The sequence below is a fragment of the Terriglobus roseus genome, assembly GCF_900102185.1.
In the GTDB taxonomy this organism is placed as follows: domain Bacteria; phylum Acidobacteriota; class Terriglobia; order Terriglobales; family Acidobacteriaceae; genus Terriglobus; species Terriglobus roseus_A.
This window is the reverse complement of sequence record NZ_LT629690.1, coordinates 4,021,830-4,038,787: the sequence shown is the minus strand read 5'-3', so window position 1 is coordinate 4,038,787 and position 16,958 is coordinate 4,021,830. Positions and strand designations below refer to the sequence as shown.

Below are 16,958 nucleotides of genomic sequence, written 5' to 3'. Positions count from 1 at the left end.
GCTCGTAAGAAATACCAGTTTAGTAAGCGATAACGTGATCCTATAGTTATCCGTCGATAACTATGGACAACACAGAGAAGAGCAAGTAACTCAGAAGCGACGCATGGGTGTCTGCATCGGCAAGCTGGTGGATGCAGTCTTACCTTGCTGTCGCAGCCAGCTTTCATGTTCCATGCGGCTGATCTTCTCTGCGACGGCCAGACTGATGAAGTGGTTGAGGGAGATACCTTCCAGACGCGCAAGATCTGTGGCTTGCATGCGTACCGACGGACTCAGACGGAGAGGAAAACTCAGTACTTTCTTTTGTTCCATAGCCCTTTTTCACATTGCACACTCGCGGCAAAGTCAGACCGATTTGGTGTGCGTTTACATCGCTGTATCTTCGATTTTGATAGAGCGATGCTGGTTCGTTGTTGAAGCAATCCATCTATAAGTACGGGGGATGTTGACACGACCAGCGATCAAATGATCGCACGTGGAGTATGTCGTTTATCGCCCGGTACCCGACATTGTTTGCGATAAGTTCTGTCCTGTTCTGCAAGTAGAGATATCGGCTGGAGTCATTAACTTAATCTCCCCAAAATTCCTTCCTGAACAACATTGCCCTTTTAGTCCCTCCTAGCGTTAGCAACAATGCTGTGGCGAGAAAAGGCATGGTACAGAACACATTCGAATAGTTCCAAAATGGAACTATTCGTCTACTTACCTACACAGTTCTTCGCATCGTTTCCTCGCGAAGTTAGTGCTTGGTTAGAACTATGCACCATCCCCTATAGGTCGCGAGACTCCCTGATATCCCCAGTGATATCAAAACTTTGGAATATCATTTCCGGCCCATTTTTCGGGGTTTTTACAAGTTATGGTTGCTTTCGACGATAGGAGCCTGAGCGACGGCAACGGCTGCGCTTTCCCCTTCGCAAATCTCCCCGGAACGTTGTTGGAGGCACCATGCTTGATCTTCCCAGTGTCATCAAAGAGAGACCAATACGGTTTCTGCGCGGAGGGCTGTTCTTAACTCAGCTCGCCCTATTTCTCATGTGTGTTGTCATCGCTGGCTGCGGTGGCGGCTATGCCGGCGGTGTTGTTCCAAGCCTGGCATCTTCCAAAATCACCATTGATAGCGGCCAGACCTTCCTGGACGTGGCTACCAATCCTTCTAATCTTCCCCTCACTTGGTCACTTTCTGGCGCAGCATGCTCTGGCCAGACATGTGGCACGTTGAGCGATGGATCTGCACTGGGAGCTACTTATGTCGCTCCCTCTGTGACGCAGCAGATGACGGTAACGCTTACAAGTACGGTCACCGGAACTCAATCCACCAGCACAACGACCATCATCGTCAATCCGGCTCCGCAGATCAGCGGCACAGCGCCCGATGCAACGGTTGGCACGGCGTACAGCACGACATTTGCTCTTTCAGGCGGCACGCCCGCATTGAAATGGCTTGCAGTAAAGGGCACTCTGCCTGCGGGACTCAGCTTTAATACCACCACTGGTATCCTCTCCGGCACGCCGACGGCTGCCGGCACCAGCACATTTACGCTTCAGGCTGTAGATTCCAGCGATGTGCCTTTCACGGTGACTTCCACGATCACCCTGAAGGTGAACGCAAGCTCTTCTAACTCTGCGTTGCAGGCGGTAGGAACCACGCCCGATGGCACAGTGAATGTGTCCTATGTTTCTGTATTGCAGGCCAGCGGCGGTACCAGCCCGTACACCTGGAGCATTACAAGCGGAACGCTTCCAGCAGGCTTGAACCTCTCCGCGACCGGCATTATCTCGGGCACGCCGACGGCTGCAGGAACATCCACATTCACCGCACAGGTGAAGGATGCCGCAGGCGCAACCGCAACACTCAATCTCACGCTGAAGATCAACGCTGCATCGACGGGCGGAACGCTTACCATCGCCACTTCCACACTGCCCAGCGGCACGGTGCAGATTGCTTACGCTGCCAGCATCACTGTCACGGGTGGCACGGCTCCTTACACCTGCACGGTCGATTCTGGTTCGCTTCCTGCGGGGCTCACGTTAGGTAGCAACTGCGCAGTCACCGGCATTCCTACAACCGCAGGCACCAGCACATTCACAGTGCATGTCACGGATGCTGCCAACCCGACTAACTCTGGAACAGGTTTGATCACCATCGTCATCAACCCTGCGTCGGCAGTGCTTGTCCTCTCATCGCCTCCGCCAGCAACCGTTGGCCTGCCTTATAGCGGCGCTGTCTCGGTTACCGGTGGAACCGCACCGTATCACTGCGTGCTCGCGTCGGGCGCTATGCCTGCCGGCCTCACGCTCGGTTCGGACTGCGTCATCAACGGCACACCGCTGGTTGCAGGGACCACGTCGATCGGTGTCACAGCAACCGATTCCACCAACCCTGCAAACATCACCACAGCAACTGTCACTGTCACGGTGCAGTCTCCCCTCATCACGCTCACCATCACCGCTCCTCCAGTGGCAGTGGTTGGTGTGCCGTATGTCGGAACCATCCTTGTCGCAGGTGGCACTGCTCCGTATCAGTGCACGCTGGTCTCGGGTACGTTGCCCAATGGTCTCACCATGGGCTCGGACTGCGTCATCACCGGAACGCCGCAAACGCCGGGTACTTCCACGGTAGGCATCACGGTTACTGATTCCGCCAACCCGGCAAATACCAAGACCACCACCGTCAACATCACCGTGATCGGAAGCCTGCTCACGCTAACCATCACCGCGCCGCCGGTCGCAGTGGTGAACGTGCCTTACGTTGGCCTGGTCACTGTTGTTGGCGGCATCGCTCCCTACACCTGCACGGTGGCGTCGGGAACTCTGCCTGCCGGTCTCACGCTGAACGCCAACTGCGTGATCACCGGTACACCGACCACACCTGGCGCATCCACGGTCAACATCACGGCCACGGATTCCGCCAATCCTGCAAACACCAAGACGTCTCCGGTCACCATCACGGTGCAGGGCGCGTTGATTACCCTCACACTCACGGCACCTCCAGTGGGTGTGGTGAACGTACCCTACGTCGGCGTCATCCTCGTACTGGGTGGAACACCGCCGTACACCTGCTCGGTGTCTTCGGGCACAATACCTCCTGGCCTCACGCTGCACAGCGACTGCACCCTCTCGGGCACGCCGACCTCGGCAGGCACGTTCTCGGTCAATGTTGCTGTCCACGATTCGGCCAGCCCAGTCAACTCAACCGTTGCCGCTGTGCCAATCACCATCCTCGGCGCAACGTCATCGCTCACCCTGACCGGACCCGCGAACGCAACGGTCAGCACACCGTATAGCGGAGCCATTGGTGTCACGGGCGGAACCGCTCCGTACACCTGCGCGCTCAACAGCGGCAGCCTGCCTGCAGGTCTGACGATGGCCGCAAACTGCGCCATCACAGGCACGCCAACCACGGCTGGCACGTCCACCTTCAATGTCACGGCAACCGACTCGGCCAGCCCGGCCAAAACCGGCACCGCGAACATTGTCATGACAGTCAACCCGATCAGTCCTCTGACGCTCACCGGCGGTCTGCCGAATGCAACGCTCGGCGTGGCATACACGCAGACGCTGCAAGCCACGGGCGGACTCCCGCCGTACACCTACACTGTCACCTCCGGATCGCTGCCAGCGGGTCTCTCGCTCTCCAGCGCCGGTGTTGTCAGCGGAACCCCAACTGCGGTGGGCGCAAGCAGCTTCACCATTACCGCAACTGACAGCCAGACAACGCCGCAGCAGGCCAGCCTCCCGCTGACCATGCAGGTTGTCTATCCGTCCACGCCGTCTGACGCTCTCCTGAAGGGACCGTACGCGTTCCTCTTCCAGGGCTATGACGATGTGGTGGCAGGTGTACTCGCATACCAGACTGCAACCATCGGCAGCATCACCGCAGATGGCAATGGCCTGCTGACCGCTGGCGAACTCGACAGCAATCACCAGTCCTCTAACCCCACCGGCAACATCATCGCCAGCAATGAACTGCTGGGCACGTACACCATCGGTACAGATGGCCGCGGCACTCTTGCCGTAACCACCATCAATGCTGATGGCACGGCGGGCAACACCACCCTGTACTCACTCGCGCTGAAGTTGCCCACGGCTCCGGCCACGGCTTCCTCCAGCGGCAGCATGATTGAGTCGGATGGTACCGTCCTCCTTGCAACCAAGGGATCCGGAACGCTGTTGGCGCAGAACGCCAACGTGTACGGCAACGGTCTCAACGGAGGCTATGCCTACGGTGTCTCCGGTGACACTCCCTGCCTGCCCACCTGCACCATCGGCCTCATCGCCGGACCGGTTGCATCGGTCGGACAGTTCACAGCCAACGGTGGAACCATCACCGGTGTGGGCGATGCAAATGTCGCCAGCACTAACTACGCCAGCTCCACGCTCTCAGGCGCCAGCTCCGCTGCGGACACCAATGGCCGCGTCGGTATGACCCTGACCAGCTCCAAGCTCTCCGGAGTGGCATACCCAACTCACTACGCTGTGTACCTGGTGGATCAGACCCACGCATTCATCATGTCCACGGACAAGCACTCGTCCTATGTGCTGCAGGCAGGCACCATTCTGTCGCAGTCTCAGACAACGTTCAGCAACGCGTCGCTCAACGGTCCGTTCGTCGGCTATGAGAACGCTCCGGTCAACCCTGGCCTTGTGGGTAAGACGGTAGACGCCGTGCTCAATCTGTCCTCGGCCACCATCATCCGTGGCACGGGTAACAGCAACGGCACCTGCACCACCACCAACGTCGATGTAGGCGGCCTCACCGGCCTGGTCAACTCGTTGACCGGTCTCGGCGGCGGCGTCAACGTCCTGAACGCAATCCTTGGCACGTATCAGTCACTGGGTAACAGCAGCTGTGCTGTGGCCAGCAACGGACGCGCTGTCTACAACTACCCCGCACCCAACAACATCCTCAGCCCGATTCTGGCCCTTCTGGGACTCGGAACCGATCCGCCGCCGGCGCGTGTGGTTTATCTCACCGGCAACAACGAGGGCTACTTCCTGGAGACCGGTTACGCAGGCCTCGGTCACTTGGAAGCGCAGGCAGCAGGACCGTTCACCACGGCAACTCTGAACGGCACCTATATCTACGGAACGGTACCGGCAAGCAGCCTGGCCACCATCGACGGTGATGGAACCTTCACCGCAGATGGGGCTGGGAACGTCACTTACACCACGGATACCAACGTCGGCGTGGGCAACCTGAACATCCTGCAGTTGGGTGTCACAGGAAGCAGTACGTACACCGTCACCGATGCAACGGCAGGACGCTTCCTGATCGATGGCACGCGTGTGGTCTACGCTCTGTCGCCCGGACGCTTCGTGATCCTGGAGGGTGGTGCGCTGAGCACGGCTCCTTACACGGCGCTGCTGTACTAACTCACCGCGATGCGGAGTGGGGTTGGCAAATACCAACCTCACTCCACATCCGGAGACTTCCAAAGTCCTCGTTCAGAAAAGGATTTTTATGACTCGCATCATGTCTGTTCTTCTCGTTGCATCCATTGCATCTCCCCTGGCCTTTGCGCAAGCGCGCCCCAGTGGCGCTGATTGGTCTGCACCGCGCACCACATTGTCCGTTGGTTATGCCAACGTGCGTTCCAACGCACCCCCCAGCCAATGCAACTGTTTTGGCGCCAATGGCGGATATCTATCCGCTGCTTACTCTGTTTTGCCGTGGTTTCGTGTCGCTGGTGAAGTCACCGGAAGCCACGCGAATCACATCGGAAGCCTCGGTCAGGATCTGACGCTCATCACTTACACCTTCGGTCCGCAGATCGTTGTGCCCGCAGGTCGCTTTGAGTTCTTTGGTCACGGACTCTTCGGTGCTGCTCAAGGCAGCGATTCGTATTTCCCATCTGGTAATTCCGTCAGCAGCTCTGCCACCAGTTTTGCGATCAGCACTGGCGGTGGTATCGACATTGGTCTTACGCGTCACGTTGGTGTTCGCGCAGCCCAGGTGGAGTATCTGAAGACAAGCTTTCCAAATGCCGGAAACAACAAGCAGAACCACACGGTTTTCAGTACTGGCCTTCTGTTCCGGTTTGGCAGCGCATATCGTGACGATTCCTCACGTAACGATGCCTACAAGGTGCAGCGCGACATGGAGAAGCAAGCGCATGATGCCAAGCCAGAGGCTCCGGTCGTAGCTGCAGCGCCGCCACCACCTCCACCGCCGCCAGCAACTTCCACCACCATTGCAGCACCTGCGTCGTCCGGCGCGGATTTCGACCAAAGCGTAGAGAGTGCATATTTCAATTACGACAGTTACGAACTCCGTCCGGATGCTCTGGCTGCAGTACTGAAAAACGCCACGTATCTCAAGTCGCATCCTGATCTGGACATTGTTGTGGCCGGATATGCCGATGAGCGCGGCACGGCTGAATACAACATTGCGCTGGGGCAAAAACGTGCGCAGGCTGTGCGTGATCAACTCATCGCGGATGGTGTATCTCCCTCCAAGCTGGATGTTGTCAGCTATGGCAAAGAAAAACCGTCGTGCAGCGACGATAACGAGGCGTGTTTCCAAAAGAACCGTCGAGCCTCTCTCGAGAATCACTCTCGATGAGCAACTGATGTCTTGAGCATTGCTTTTGTGCCAATGAAAGTTGGAGAGCCGCGATTCCGTCGGCTCTCCAATCTTGAAAGGATGGAAATCTGAGGAGTCCCCGAACTCCCTGTCTTGATATGCAGCTCGATACCCCCAATCCCGCCATGCAGGATGAGCACAGGCAAGCCGCCGTGCTCAAATTTCCGTCTAGGCCCGCAGTGTTCAGCGAACTCGTTGCGGGGCTTACTGATGCTTTCGATCTGGGCTCAGGCGAACACTCTGGGCACACACTACGAACCTGTGTTCTGGGTATGAACCTGGGACGAAATATCTGCCCCTCGCAGGAGTGGATGAACGAACTCTATTACGCCTTGCTTCTCAAAGATGTAGGGACCACGAGCAACACCGTCGACATCTGCGAACGAATGGGTATGGAGGAACACCTCTGCCGCCAGGCGCTACGCGTCTTCGATTGGACGAAGATCACATGGCCGCAGATACGCTTTGTCTTCCGTCACTCTTTCCGCGATCGGTCATGGCCATCCAGACTGAAACCTATATTTCGACTTCTGCGGAATCGACGTCTTGTATGGCAGTCCGCTCGCCCACGTGCGGTTACAAGCGAACTCATCGCACGTAAGGTCGCGCGTTCAGAAGCTACGATTGACGCCATCCGATGCGTGGATGAACGATGGGATGGTTCGGGAGGTCCTGCGGGACTGAAGAAACATGAGATCCCGTTGATGGCTCAGACGTGTTCCATTGCGCAGACGCTTGAATCGCTGGACACTCTCCTGGGGCGCGACGAAGCGGTCCGCATCATTGAAGCCCGCTCTGGCACCTGGTTTGATCCCGGGCTTGTGGCTCTCGTCATCATCATGCATGAGGAAGGCACCCTGTGGAACGGTGCAGATACTCCTGACCTTATGCGGGAAGTGATCTCGCGCGATCCGGATCCAGACAGTATTGCCTGCGACTACGACGCGTTTGAGAACATCTGCTCTGCGTTCGCAGACATGATCGACGCCAAGTCGCATTACACATTCATGCATTCGCAGAACGTCGCCATGCTCACAGAAGCGATCGCTCGACAGATGCATTTGCCCGAAGATCAGATCACATCTCTGCGTCGCGCGGCCCTGCTGCATGACATCGGCATGTTGGGAATCTCGAACGCCATCATGGATAAAGAAGGCCCGCTCACACAGCAGCAGTGGTCCTCAGTTCGCGAACATGCTCAGCACAGCTATAACCTCTTGTGCAAAGTGCGCGGCTTTGAAGACATTGCACGCATCGCACGCGATCATCATGAGCGTCTGGATGGCTCCGGTTATCCGCAGGGACTCACCGCAGCAGACATTGATCTGCCCACGCGCATCCTCAGCGTGGCCGACGTGTATGACGCCATCTGCTCGCCCCGTCCTTACCGAAACAATCTGGAGCCAGACACCGTGCTAAGGATCATGGAGACGCTAACGCCGCATCTGCTGGATGCCGACTGCGTCGCGGCTCTCAAGAACATCCTGATGCAGGCAAAGCATTTCAACATCGTGCCTTGAGTCTCACTGTCGCGAGACCTGGAGAGCCTTAATTGAGTGGACATCCATTCGAGGCGGGCTTTCCTGCGAACAGGTCTGTCATCCACCGTATGGCCTCTGTTGAGGATGCCATGGCTGTCGTACGATGAACGCCGTCAGGAATCGACATAAACCGAACTCGTTCGCCGCGCTTGCATGCCTCATCTACGAACTGCTTGGTGACGTTCGGAGACACCACAACATCTTTCGTTCCTTGCGCGATGAAGAGTGGTGCGCCAACAGGCTGATGGCCAGCGGAATTTGTGTTCAACAGGCTGCGCCACGGCTCAATCGCTGAGAGGTCGATCTTTCCGAGATCGCGTAGCCGCAGGACTTGAATCTTCGTACGAAGCGCTGGATCTTCGCTCCCGCAAGTTTGCGCAAGGCGATGAAGTACGCGTTGTTTCATCGGCGAAAGAATGGTCGATAGATCCGCGTGATACACCTGCGACCAACTCTCAGCCGCGAACGCAGTCAGAATGGTGTGCACCACCGGATTGCCAGTGGCTGCTAGATTCTTCGTCAAATCAGTCGGAGGTGCAGCCGCCGCGACTCCCACCAGGTGCAGCTCCGGGGCATACGGATGAGCTTCTTCGCCAGTGAAGAGCGCTGCATGAGCACCCTGCGACAATCCCCAAACAATGTAATGCGAACTCGCATTCACCTTCGGCACATGCCGTGCCGCGCGCACTGAATCAAGCACCGCGTGTGCGGCCGCCTTGCCAACGAGATAAGCGTGCGGACCGGGTGTGCCAAGGCCGGGATAATCAGTTGCCACCACAACCCATCCCTTGCCCACCAACTGGTCCAAGGAGGGAATCGAGCTAAAGGCGTGTGGACTCTGGGAAGGTGCACAGCTTTCGGCAATGCCAGTTGTGCCGTGTGCCCACGCAATCACATTCCTTCCTTCTTTTGGCGCCGCGCCCAAGGGTGAAACAAGAATGCCGGTTGACTCTGTTACGTGCCCCGCCTGATCCGAGGTCTCATAGCGTATGCGCCACGCCTTCGCCCCGGCAGGAGCACCCGATATCTCCGTTGCAGAGATTAGCCTGCCGGGTTCTGCTCGGCATATTGAAGAAAGCAGGAAAGCACAAATCATCGCTATGCAATGTCGTGCAATACGCACTCGTACCATCACTCCTCCGGTCGTGCTTACTATTCAGCCCGATTCACGTGCAGACCATCGAAAACAATCTACAGCGCTCGATCCCGAACCTACGAAAGCTTGGCGACACACACGGATATCAAGCTACGACGGTACAGAGATGCGAGCGACCGCCAAGGCGAATGTTGTTTGGATATGGAGGAGAAAATGGTAGGCACGAATGGATTCGAACCATCGACCTCTACCGTGTCAAGGTAGCGCTCTAACCAACTGAGCTACGCGCCTGCGTTTGGTGGGATTGCTCCCGGGCTGCCCGGGCGGGCTGCCGACTTCCTTCAGTGTAACTCTCGCCATCTCTCGTGGCAAACCATTGCCTCGTGAGCAGGCTTACTTTGCAGAAGAAACTCGTGCTGTTTGTGGACGCAACTTGCGCGTGATCAGTCGCTGCATATGCCCCGCCTGATCTTCTGTCAGGCAGCGGATTGGCAGTGCAGAGAAGCCTCCCTCATGCAGAAACACCACCACGCGATTCCCTCGCCGCATCCCGGTAAGGCTGGTCCATGGAGACAGCAAAGATTCCGCCTGTGCGGCGATGTCGATTCTGGAAGACATCGCTCGGATTGTGCCCCTGGCATCTTCGCGGTTGGGAATGCGGAAGCACCATCCACTCTCCTGCAGAATGGCTTCGCAATCGCATGTCGGAACTGGAGCCGCTGCGGCTTTGCGACGCTGTCGTTTCCAGATCATCCCCGCTATCCAAACGACGACGCAGAGGGCAGCCAATCCCAAGAGAAGCGGTACCTCAAGACCTGCATCGGTCAGCTTTCCTTCACGACGCAGACTCAGCAGACCGCTCAAAGACGCACCCACCAGTGGGACAAGAATCACGGCGTACGTCATTCCCGGAATGCCGCCCGGTCGCCGTTGACGCTCTGTGGCCAGCCGCAGTGCCTCATCCCACTCCGCCTGTGTCCACTGATAAACAACGCGCATTTGTTCGGAAGTCCTTCACCGGACTATATCGGCTCGATCTCGGGAAAAAACAACAGGGAGTGGCGCAGAAGTCGCAGGACCGTACCTTCAAGACAACCCATGCGCCACCGCGTTTGCCGCATATGATTGAAGTGATTCCTTCAGCGCCAGTATGAATTCGCTCCTTCGACAGCTCCGTGCCGCGCCAAACCTGCTGACGCTTCTGCGCCTGCTGGCGGTGCCGTTCCTGGTGGAAGCGATTCTGGCGCAGCACGAGGAGATTGCGCTACTGATCTTCGTAGTTGCTGGTGCCACTGACGCTGTGGACGGACGCCTTGCCCGCAGACTGAACCAGACCACACGTCTCGGTCAGTATCTGGATCCCATCGCAGACAAGCTGATGCTTTCTACGCTCTTCCTGACCGTCACCTGGGTAGGGCTGGTTCCTAAGTATGTGACAGTACTGGTATTTGCGCGCGATATCGGCATTCTCTGTATCAGCATCCTGCTCTTTTTTTCAGGCACCATGCGGGATTTCCGACCCTCGGCTATCGGCAAACTGAACACACTGGTGCAGATCTTCACCATGCTGCTGGTCCTGCTGACCGCAGTTAAAACCACTGCGACATTGAGTGAACTACGCCACTGGCTGCTGGTAGGCATCGCCTGGCTGGCGCCGCTTTCCGCCGCGCAATATGCCTGGATGGTCTTCCACCGCATCGCGACGGACCCGCTGGAGAGCCTGGCCTGATACCTCAAATGGGCAAAGTTTAATAATTATTCTCAAAGAACACCGTTTTGCCATTGCCACTCTGTTTCCACAGGCCTACACTGGAAACATGCCCGTGGTGTATCTACCCGCTGGCTTTTGACCTAATATGCTGCGGTTGACCAAAAAAGCGGATTACGGCCTGATGGCCCTGAAGTATCTTGCTGAGCAGGCTGTCCTGACGGGCAAGACGGGGTCGGCCAGTGCGCAGTCCGCAAAGGATATTGCGGAGGCGTATCACATTCCTCCACAGCTTCTTGCCAAGATTCTGCAAACGTTAACCCGGCAGGGCATTCTTGTATCGCACGCTGGTACCAACGGCGGTTACGCGCTGGCGCGTTCGGCTGCTGAGATCAGCGCATTTGAGGTGATCCGGGCCATTGACGGCCCGCTGTTTATCACCTCTTGCATCACCATTCACGGCACCTGCGACCTGGCTGGTCACTGCACCATCAAAGAACCGCTGCGCAAGGTGAATGACAGCATCAAGGAACTGCTCAGCGGCATTACGATTGCCGATCTGGCAGAACCGCAGGACACCGCCGTACCAGCCAACACGCTGGGCGGAGGCCTTGTCTCCATCGCTCTTTAGAACCCATAAACATCAGGCACGCGCAGCAAACTTGCACCACTTGCTCGGAAACGGATCAGGAGAAGAAACAAGCATGAGCCTCGCCACGGAAATCGAACTGCTGGAATCCACACCGGCCCATAAGGGTGTTCAGCTGCCCATTTACATGGACAACCACGCCACCACTGCGCTTGATCCGCGCGTGCTGGAAGCCATGCTGCCGTACATGACCAAGATTTACGGCAACGCTGCCAGCCGCAACCACCAGTTTGGCTGGGAAGCCGAACAGGGTGTGGACAAGGCGCGCGAACAGATCGCCAAGCTAATCAACGCCACTCCGAAGGAAATCATCTTCACGTCCGGCGCTACCGAAGGCAACAACCTTGCCATCAAGGGCGTTGCGGAGATGTACCGCGAAAAGGGCAACCACATCATCACCCAGGTGACCGAGCACAAGGCTGTGCTGGATACCTGCAAGCACCTGGAAAAGCGCGGCTATAAGGTCACCTACCTGCCCGTTGAGGCAGACGGCCTGGTCGACGTGAAGAAGATCGCGGAAGCCATCACGCCGGAGACCATCCTCGTCTCCATCATGTACGCCAACAACGAAATCGGTGTGATTAATCCCATCGCCGAAATCGGCGCTCTCTGCCACGAGAAGAAGATCCTCTTCCACGTGGACGGCGTTCAGGCAGTCGGCAAGATTCCGGTTGACGTGCAGAACGACAACATCGATCTGCTCTCCATGTCCGGCCACAAGATCTACGGACCGAAGGGTGTTGGCGCGCTGTACGTTCGCCGTCGCAACCCGCGTGTTCAGCTCGTCTCGCAGATTGACGGTGGCGGCCACGAGCGCGGCATGCGTTCCGGAACGCTCAACGTCCCCGGTATCGTTGGCCTCGGTAAGGCCTGCGAAATCGCTGGTGAAGAGATGGAAGCCGAGACCAAGCGCCTGACCGAACTCCGCGACTACATGAAGGCGAAGTTTGAAGCCGCTCTGGACTACGTTCACGTCAACGGCAACATGGAGCACCACCTGCCCGGCAACCTGAACATGAGCTTCGTCTACGTCGAAGGCGAGAGCCTGCTGATGGGCATCAACGACATCGCAGTCTCCTCCGGTTCGGCCTGCACCTCGGCCACGCTGGAGCCCAGCTACGTGCTCAAGGCCCTCGGCCTCGGCGACGACGTTGCACACAGCTCCATCCGCTTCGGCCTCGGCCGCTTCAACACCAAGGAAGAAGTGGACTACGTCAGCGACAAGCTCATCGATACGGTGCTGAAGCTCCGCGAACTGAGCCCGCTGTACGAGATGGTCAAGGAAGGCATCGACCTGGAGTCGGTCGAATGGACCGCTCACTAAGGAGTGCTTGATGAAGGAGCCGACCGGCAAGACCTGGCTTACCACCATGTTGTTCACATGGGTCTCCAGCATCGCCGCCGGCTACTTCTTCCACACGCCGCTCACCTGGCGTGAGGCGTTTAAAACATTCGACTACTCCGTCGCGTTTGCGACAGTAGTTTGGCTCATCGCCCTGGCCCGTTGGCACAGGGGAATTATCAAGGGTTAGCGTCCGGCAGGGATTTGCACTGAAAACTGACCGGAAGGCATCTAATTAACGTATTCGCTCAACAGGAGACGAACATGGCATACAGCGATAAGGTAGTCGATCACTACGAGAATCCGCGGAACGTTGGAACGCTCGACAAGAACGCGCAGGAAGTGGGCACCGGCCTGGTTGGCGCACCGGAGTGCGGCGACGTGATGCGTCTGCAGATCAAGGTCAACCCGGACACGCAGGTCATTGAAGACGCAAAGTTCAAGACCTTCGGCTGTGGTTCGGCCATCGCCTCCTCCTCGCTCGCGACGGAGTGGGTGAAGGGCAAGACCATTGACGAAGCTCTCGCCATCTCCAACACGGAGATCGTGAAGGAACTGGCTCTGCCCCCGGTTAAGATTCACTGCTCGGTACTGGCAGAAGACGCCATCCGTGCAGCCATCGGCGACTGGAAGAAGAAGAACGTCGGCGCAGAAGAGCTAGCCGCAGCGGCTCACTAAGCATTAGGATTCGGCGGGACAGGCAAGCGCCTGTTCCGCCGTGTCACTCTGCGGTAACCGGACTGATGGTTTCTTTGATTGGTTCCACGGAATCGGCCGGAAAACCGCCGAGGCGTGCGTGTTCGCGGATCAGCTCTGCATTCGGTGCCACGTAGATGCAGTAGATTTTGTTCGGCGTCACGAAAGACTCGACCCACTGAATCTGTGGCCCCAGGTTGCGCAGCACAGAGCACGATGTCTGTGAGATAGCTTTTAGCTGCTCCGCCGTCAGGTCGCCTGCTCCCGGCAACGTTCTTTCAATCAGAAACTTCGGCATGCGAAACTCCTTTTCATCACTCGCTGCCAACATAGCAGCGCATGTTGACTGGTGTCGCAACAGAAATGCAGCTTCAACCACTAAAATCCGCGATTCGTAAGACTGGCCTTTGCGCCGCGCTCCTGGTCTTCCTGGCGTCCAGCACCTTAGCGCAGCAGGTCGTGCAACGCGGCACCTTCGGTCATCCCGGTGCGGTGTTTGATGAAACCGAACAGTGGACTTCGCCGCTTTCTCTTGCAGAAGACCATGACGTCATCATCTACATGCCGGATACGTCCACGCCGCAGTGGTTGCAGCGTAACTACAGCAACTACCTGAACAAGGGCACATACGTCCTGTCGCTGTTCACGTTCTATCGCACGCCAGCGGCCTGCCGAGCCAACCAGATTGCATGGGGCCTTGGCGACGCCGCACACCTGAACGCCTGCGTTGATATCGCTTACCGCGTGCGTCGTGCGTTGATTGATCCAGTGTCAAAGTCCATCACCTTAGAGGCTGCGGCCATGGTGGATCAGAACGGCAACATCCAGCCCTCCAGCGTGCAGGAAGATCGTGTCTTTCGCACTTGGGATCAGCTTGATACCAACACGCAGACCGCGCTGAAGAAGGCCGATGAACTGATCAGCGCCGAGATGAAGATTTACGATGCGCGCCAACAGAGCCTGCGCTAGCAAAGGAACACAACTATGTCGGTAGTAGGAATCAGCAGCACCACCAGCAAGGAAATGAGCGCACCTGCCCCCGCAGCAGGTGCTGCACCCGTGTACTCAAGCCCCATCGTTCCGCCTGTTTCCGCGCCGCCGGACAACGCAAAGGCACAGAACATCCAGGTGACGGAAAAGGCGTTGAAGCGCATCCGCTCCGCCATGCAGAAGGAAGGCGTCTCCGCTGAGCAGGGCGGCCTGCGCGTGGGCATCACGGGTGGTGGCTGCAGCGGTCTCTCGTATAACATCCGTTTCGATTCGCAGGCCCGCGAGCGTGATCGCGTGTATGTCTACGAGCAGGAAGGTGACAAGGTGCAGATCTTCGTCGACCCCAAGAGCTTCCTGTACCTCAGCGGCATGACGCTCGACTTCGAAGAGACGCTGATGCGCCAGGGCTTCAACTTCATCAACCCCCACAGCACCAAGAGCTGCGGCTGCGGATCGTCGTTCACCGCGTAACCGCATGCAGGCGATTCTGTCCCAGCCATTGCAAGAGGTTGATGGTCAGTTATCTCTCGAATACCTTGGCACGGACCTCAGCGACGTGCATAAGGTTCCGGTGGCAGCATGGCTCATGAGGAACCGCGCTGGAGATGAGGTCGGGGGCATCCGCTTCCGACTGGAATCCACGCAACACGTTCTGCTTTACGCTGGCCACATCGGGTATAACGTTCATCCCAAACATCGGGGTAATCACTACGCGGCGCGCGCTGTGCGGCTTCTGGTCCCCATCGCAAAAGCAATAAAGATTGATCCCCTCTGGATCACGTGCGATCCGGAGAACATGGCGTCTCGCAGAACGTTGGAATGGATTGGCGCGGACTACGTTGAAACCGTGAATGTCCTCTACAACAACGCGGTTTTTCTTGCTGGCCACCCACGCAAGCGACGCTACCGTCTCAGTACTTCGATCGCAACAAACGATGGACAGATACCATCAGAAGAGAAGCCATGACCTACTTCGAAGTCTTCAGCCTGCCCACGAAACTCGCGCTCGACACAGCATCGCTTGAGAAGAGCTTTTACAAGCTTTCGCGCGAGTTCCATCCGGATCGCTTCGCCTCCAAATCCGCAGAGGAACAGGCGGAAGCCACAGAGAAATCCTCGCTGCTGAACGACGCTTACCGCACGTTGCGCGATCCCATCCGTCGCACCGAGTACCTGCTGGAACTGGAAGGCATTGAGCTTGAGGAACAGTCCGTAAAGGCTACGGAATCCGCGCGCGCTTCAGGCACGGAGAAGAAGCAGATTGTCCCTCCCGATCTTCTGGAAGAGGCCTTCGAACTGAACATGCAGTTGGAAGAGATGAAGATGGCAAAGCAGATGGGCGATGACGACCCCCAGCTTCGCAAAGATCTTGAAGCTGCAAAGTCCAACTTCACCGCCATGCTCGACGACTCACAGAAACAGTTAGAGGCTCTCTGGACCAAGTGGGACGCGGCTGTGGACACGGACGACGCTACTGCAAAATCTTCGTCGAAGGACGCGATGGTGGCGCTGCTCAATCGCCGCAGCTATCTGCGAAACCTCGTGCGCGACGTCAACGCTGCACTGGAGTAGTCAGTAGCTACTCCAGCCAGCGCAGCCGGTGTCTTACGCACCCAGCGCCAACAGAACCCAGCCCGCCAGCCCGCCACCCAGCAGCGGCCCAAGCACCGGCACCCAGGCATAGGCCCAGTCGCTCGGTCCCTTCCCTGCGATGGGCAACAGCGCATGTGCCAGTCGGGGCCCGAAGTCGCGCGCGGGATTAATGGCGTAGCCAGTCGTCGCGCCAAGCGACAGACCGATCGACCAGATGAGAAGGCTAACTAAGAAAGGGCTGAGTCCGGCCGCAGCACCAGTGGTAAGTACCAGCTTGCTGCTCATCCCGCCCGCAACGATCACCAGCACAAACGAAGCCAGTGCCTCGCAGAACAACGCCCATCCATAGTTCCGTACCGCAGGGCTCGTTGCGAAGACACCAAGCTTCGCATCCTGCGCCTCGGTCAATCCCCACAGTGGCAGATAGAACAACCAGGTCGCCGCGGCACCGCAAAACGCGCCCGCCACCTGCGCCAGCACATAGGGAATCAGGTTGCCGTACGCATGACCCTTGATCGCAAAAGCCAGCGTGAATGCAGGGTTCATATGGGCGTCTGCCGAGCCAAACAACTGCGACACGAAAATGCCGCACAGCACCGCAAAGGCCCATCCCGCGGCGACAACCATCCAGCCCGCGTCCTTTGCCTTGCTGCTCTTCAGTGTCACTGCGGCACACACACCGTTACCCAGCAGCAGCAGCACAAACGTTCCCATAAACTCGCCCAGCACCGGGCTGCGTGCAATCACAAACATCTCC

The 16,958-nt window shown here is 57.6% G+C and carries 17 protein-coding genes and 1 tRNA gene; 12 read left to right on the top strand and 6 right to left on the bottom strand.

Going from position 1 to position 16,958, the window contains the following annotated elements:
• Window positions 1–90: 90 nt before the first annotated feature.
• Window positions 91–312, bottom strand: a complete 222-nt coding sequence (locus BLT38_RS16865; protein WP_083346230.1) for a toxin-antitoxin system HicB family antitoxin — start codon at window positions 310–312, stop codon at window positions 91–93.
• A 636-nt stretch (window positions 313–948) separates the two neighbouring features.
• On the opposite strand from BLT38_RS16865, the gene BLT38_RS16860 reads away from it, so the two are divergent.
• The 3 genes from BLT38_RS16860 to BLT38_RS16850 all read left to right on the top strand — a co-directional run bounded on the left by BLT38_RS16860 (window position 949) and on the right by BLT38_RS16850 (window position 8,106).
• Window positions 949–5,376, top strand: coding sequence for a beta strand repeat-containing protein (locus tag BLT38_RS16860; protein WP_083346229.1), 4,428 nt, complete (start codon window positions 949–951; stop codon window positions 5,374–5,376).
• Between the two features lie 88 nt (window positions 5,377–5,464).
• Window positions 5,465–6,565: a peptidoglycan-associated lipoprotein Pal gene (pal, locus tag BLT38_RS16855; protein WP_083346228.1), complete on the top strand. Its 1,101-nt coding sequence runs from the start codon at window positions 5,465–5,467 to the stop codon at window positions 6,563–6,565.
• Between the two features lie 119 nt (window positions 6,566–6,684).
• Window positions 6,685–8,106: an HD-GYP domain-containing protein gene (locus BLT38_RS16850; protein WP_083346227.1), complete on the top strand. Its 1,422-nt coding sequence runs from the start codon at window positions 6,685–6,687 to the stop codon at window positions 8,104–8,106.
• Window positions 8,107–8,134: 28 nt separating this feature from the next.
• Here BLT38_RS16850 and BLT38_RS16845 read toward each other — a convergent pair whose 3' ends face one another.
• From BLT38_RS16845 to BLT38_RS16835, 3 genes are all read right to left on the bottom strand, one after another.
• Window positions 8,135–9,223, bottom strand: coding sequence for an alpha/beta fold hydrolase (locus tag BLT38_RS16845; RefSeq protein WP_269456848.1), 1,089 nt, complete (start codon window positions 9,221–9,223; stop codon window positions 8,135–8,137).
• 214 nt (window positions 9,224–9,437) lie between these two features.
• Window positions 9,438–9,514 (bottom strand) — tRNA-Val (locus tag BLT38_RS16840).
• Window positions 9,515–9,616: 102 nt separating this feature from the next.
• Window positions 9,617–10,222, bottom strand: a complete 606-nt coding sequence (locus tag BLT38_RS16835; RefSeq protein ID WP_083346225.1) for a hypothetical protein — start codon at window positions 10,220–10,222, stop codon at window positions 9,617–9,619.
• A gap of 151 nt (window positions 10,223–10,373) precedes the next feature.
• Between BLT38_RS16835 and BLT38_RS16830 the strand changes: the two genes are divergently transcribed.
• The 5 genes from BLT38_RS16830 (at window position 10,374) to iscU (ending at window position 13,600) form a co-directional block, all read left to right on the top strand.
• Window positions 10,374–10,952: a CDP-alcohol phosphatidyltransferase family protein gene (locus BLT38_RS16830; RefSeq protein WP_083346224.1), complete on the top strand. Its 579-nt coding sequence runs from the start codon at window positions 10,374–10,376 to the stop codon at window positions 10,950–10,952.
• Window positions 10,953–11,079: 127 nt separating this feature from the next.
• Window positions 11,080–11,562 carry an RrF2 family transcriptional regulator gene (locus tag BLT38_RS16825; protein ID WP_047494748.1) on the top strand — a complete coding sequence of 161 codons (483 nt, stop codon included), beginning with the start codon at window positions 11,080–11,082 and terminating at the stop codon, window positions 11,560–11,562.
• A 73-nt stretch (window positions 11,563–11,635) separates the two neighbouring features.
• Entirely contained in the window at window positions 11,636–12,904 is a 1,269-nt protein-coding gene (locus BLT38_RS16820) for an IscS subfamily cysteine desulfurase (RefSeq protein WP_083346223.1), read from the top strand.
• Between the two features lie 10 nt (window positions 12,905–12,914).
• Entirely contained in the window at window positions 12,915–13,112 is a 198-nt protein-coding gene (locus tag BLT38_RS16815; RefSeq protein ID WP_083346222.1) for a hypothetical protein, read from the top strand.
• 74 nt (window positions 13,113–13,186) lie between these two features.
• Entirely contained in the window at window positions 13,187–13,600 is a 414-nt protein-coding gene (gene iscU / locus BLT38_RS16810) for a Fe-S cluster assembly scaffold IscU (protein ID WP_083346221.1), read from the top strand.
• 43 nt (window positions 13,601–13,643) lie between these two features.
• Here the strand turns inward: iscU and BLT38_RS16805 are convergent, their stop codons facing one another.
• Window positions 13,644–13,916, bottom strand: a complete 273-nt coding sequence (locus tag BLT38_RS16805) for a DUF4242 domain-containing protein (protein ID WP_083347152.1) — start codon at window positions 13,914–13,916, stop codon at window positions 13,644–13,646.
• Between the two features lie 41 nt (window positions 13,917–13,957).
• Between BLT38_RS16805 and BLT38_RS16800 the strand changes: the two genes are divergently transcribed.
• From BLT38_RS16800 to hscB, 4 genes are read left to right on the top strand one after another with little or no spacing between them, the layout of a single operon-like run.
• Window positions 13,958–14,587 carry a hypothetical protein gene (locus BLT38_RS16800; protein ID WP_231966574.1) on the top strand — a complete coding sequence of 210 codons (630 nt, stop codon included), beginning with the start codon at window positions 13,958–13,960 and terminating at the stop codon, window positions 14,585–14,587.
• A gap of 15 nt (window positions 14,588–14,602) precedes the next feature.
• On the top strand, window positions 14,603–15,079 hold the full coding sequence (locus BLT38_RS16795; protein WP_083346220.1) for a HesB/IscA family protein: 477 nt from the start codon (window positions 14,603–14,605) through the stop codon (window positions 15,077–15,079).
• A gap of 4 nt (window positions 15,080–15,083) precedes the next feature.
• On the top strand, window positions 15,084–15,575 hold the full coding sequence (locus tag BLT38_RS16790; protein ID WP_083346219.1) for a GNAT family N-acetyltransferase: 492 nt from the start codon (window positions 15,084–15,086) through the stop codon (window positions 15,573–15,575).
• Window positions 15,572–16,180: a Fe-S protein assembly co-chaperone HscB gene (hscB, locus tag BLT38_RS16785; RefSeq protein ID WP_083346218.1), complete on the top strand. Its 609-nt coding sequence runs from the start codon at window positions 15,572–15,574 to the stop codon at window positions 16,178–16,180. The genes BLT38_RS16790 and hscB overlap by 4 nt, the downstream gene beginning before the upstream one ends.
• 33 nt (window positions 16,181–16,213) lie before the next feature.
• Here hscB and BLT38_RS16780 read toward each other — a convergent pair whose 3' ends face one another.
• A complete protein-coding gene (locus BLT38_RS16780; protein WP_083346217.1) occupies window positions 16,214–16,954 on the bottom strand; it encodes an MIP/aquaporin family protein in 741 nt (246 codons plus the stop codon).
• Between the last annotated feature and the right edge of the window lie 4 nt (window positions 16,955–16,958).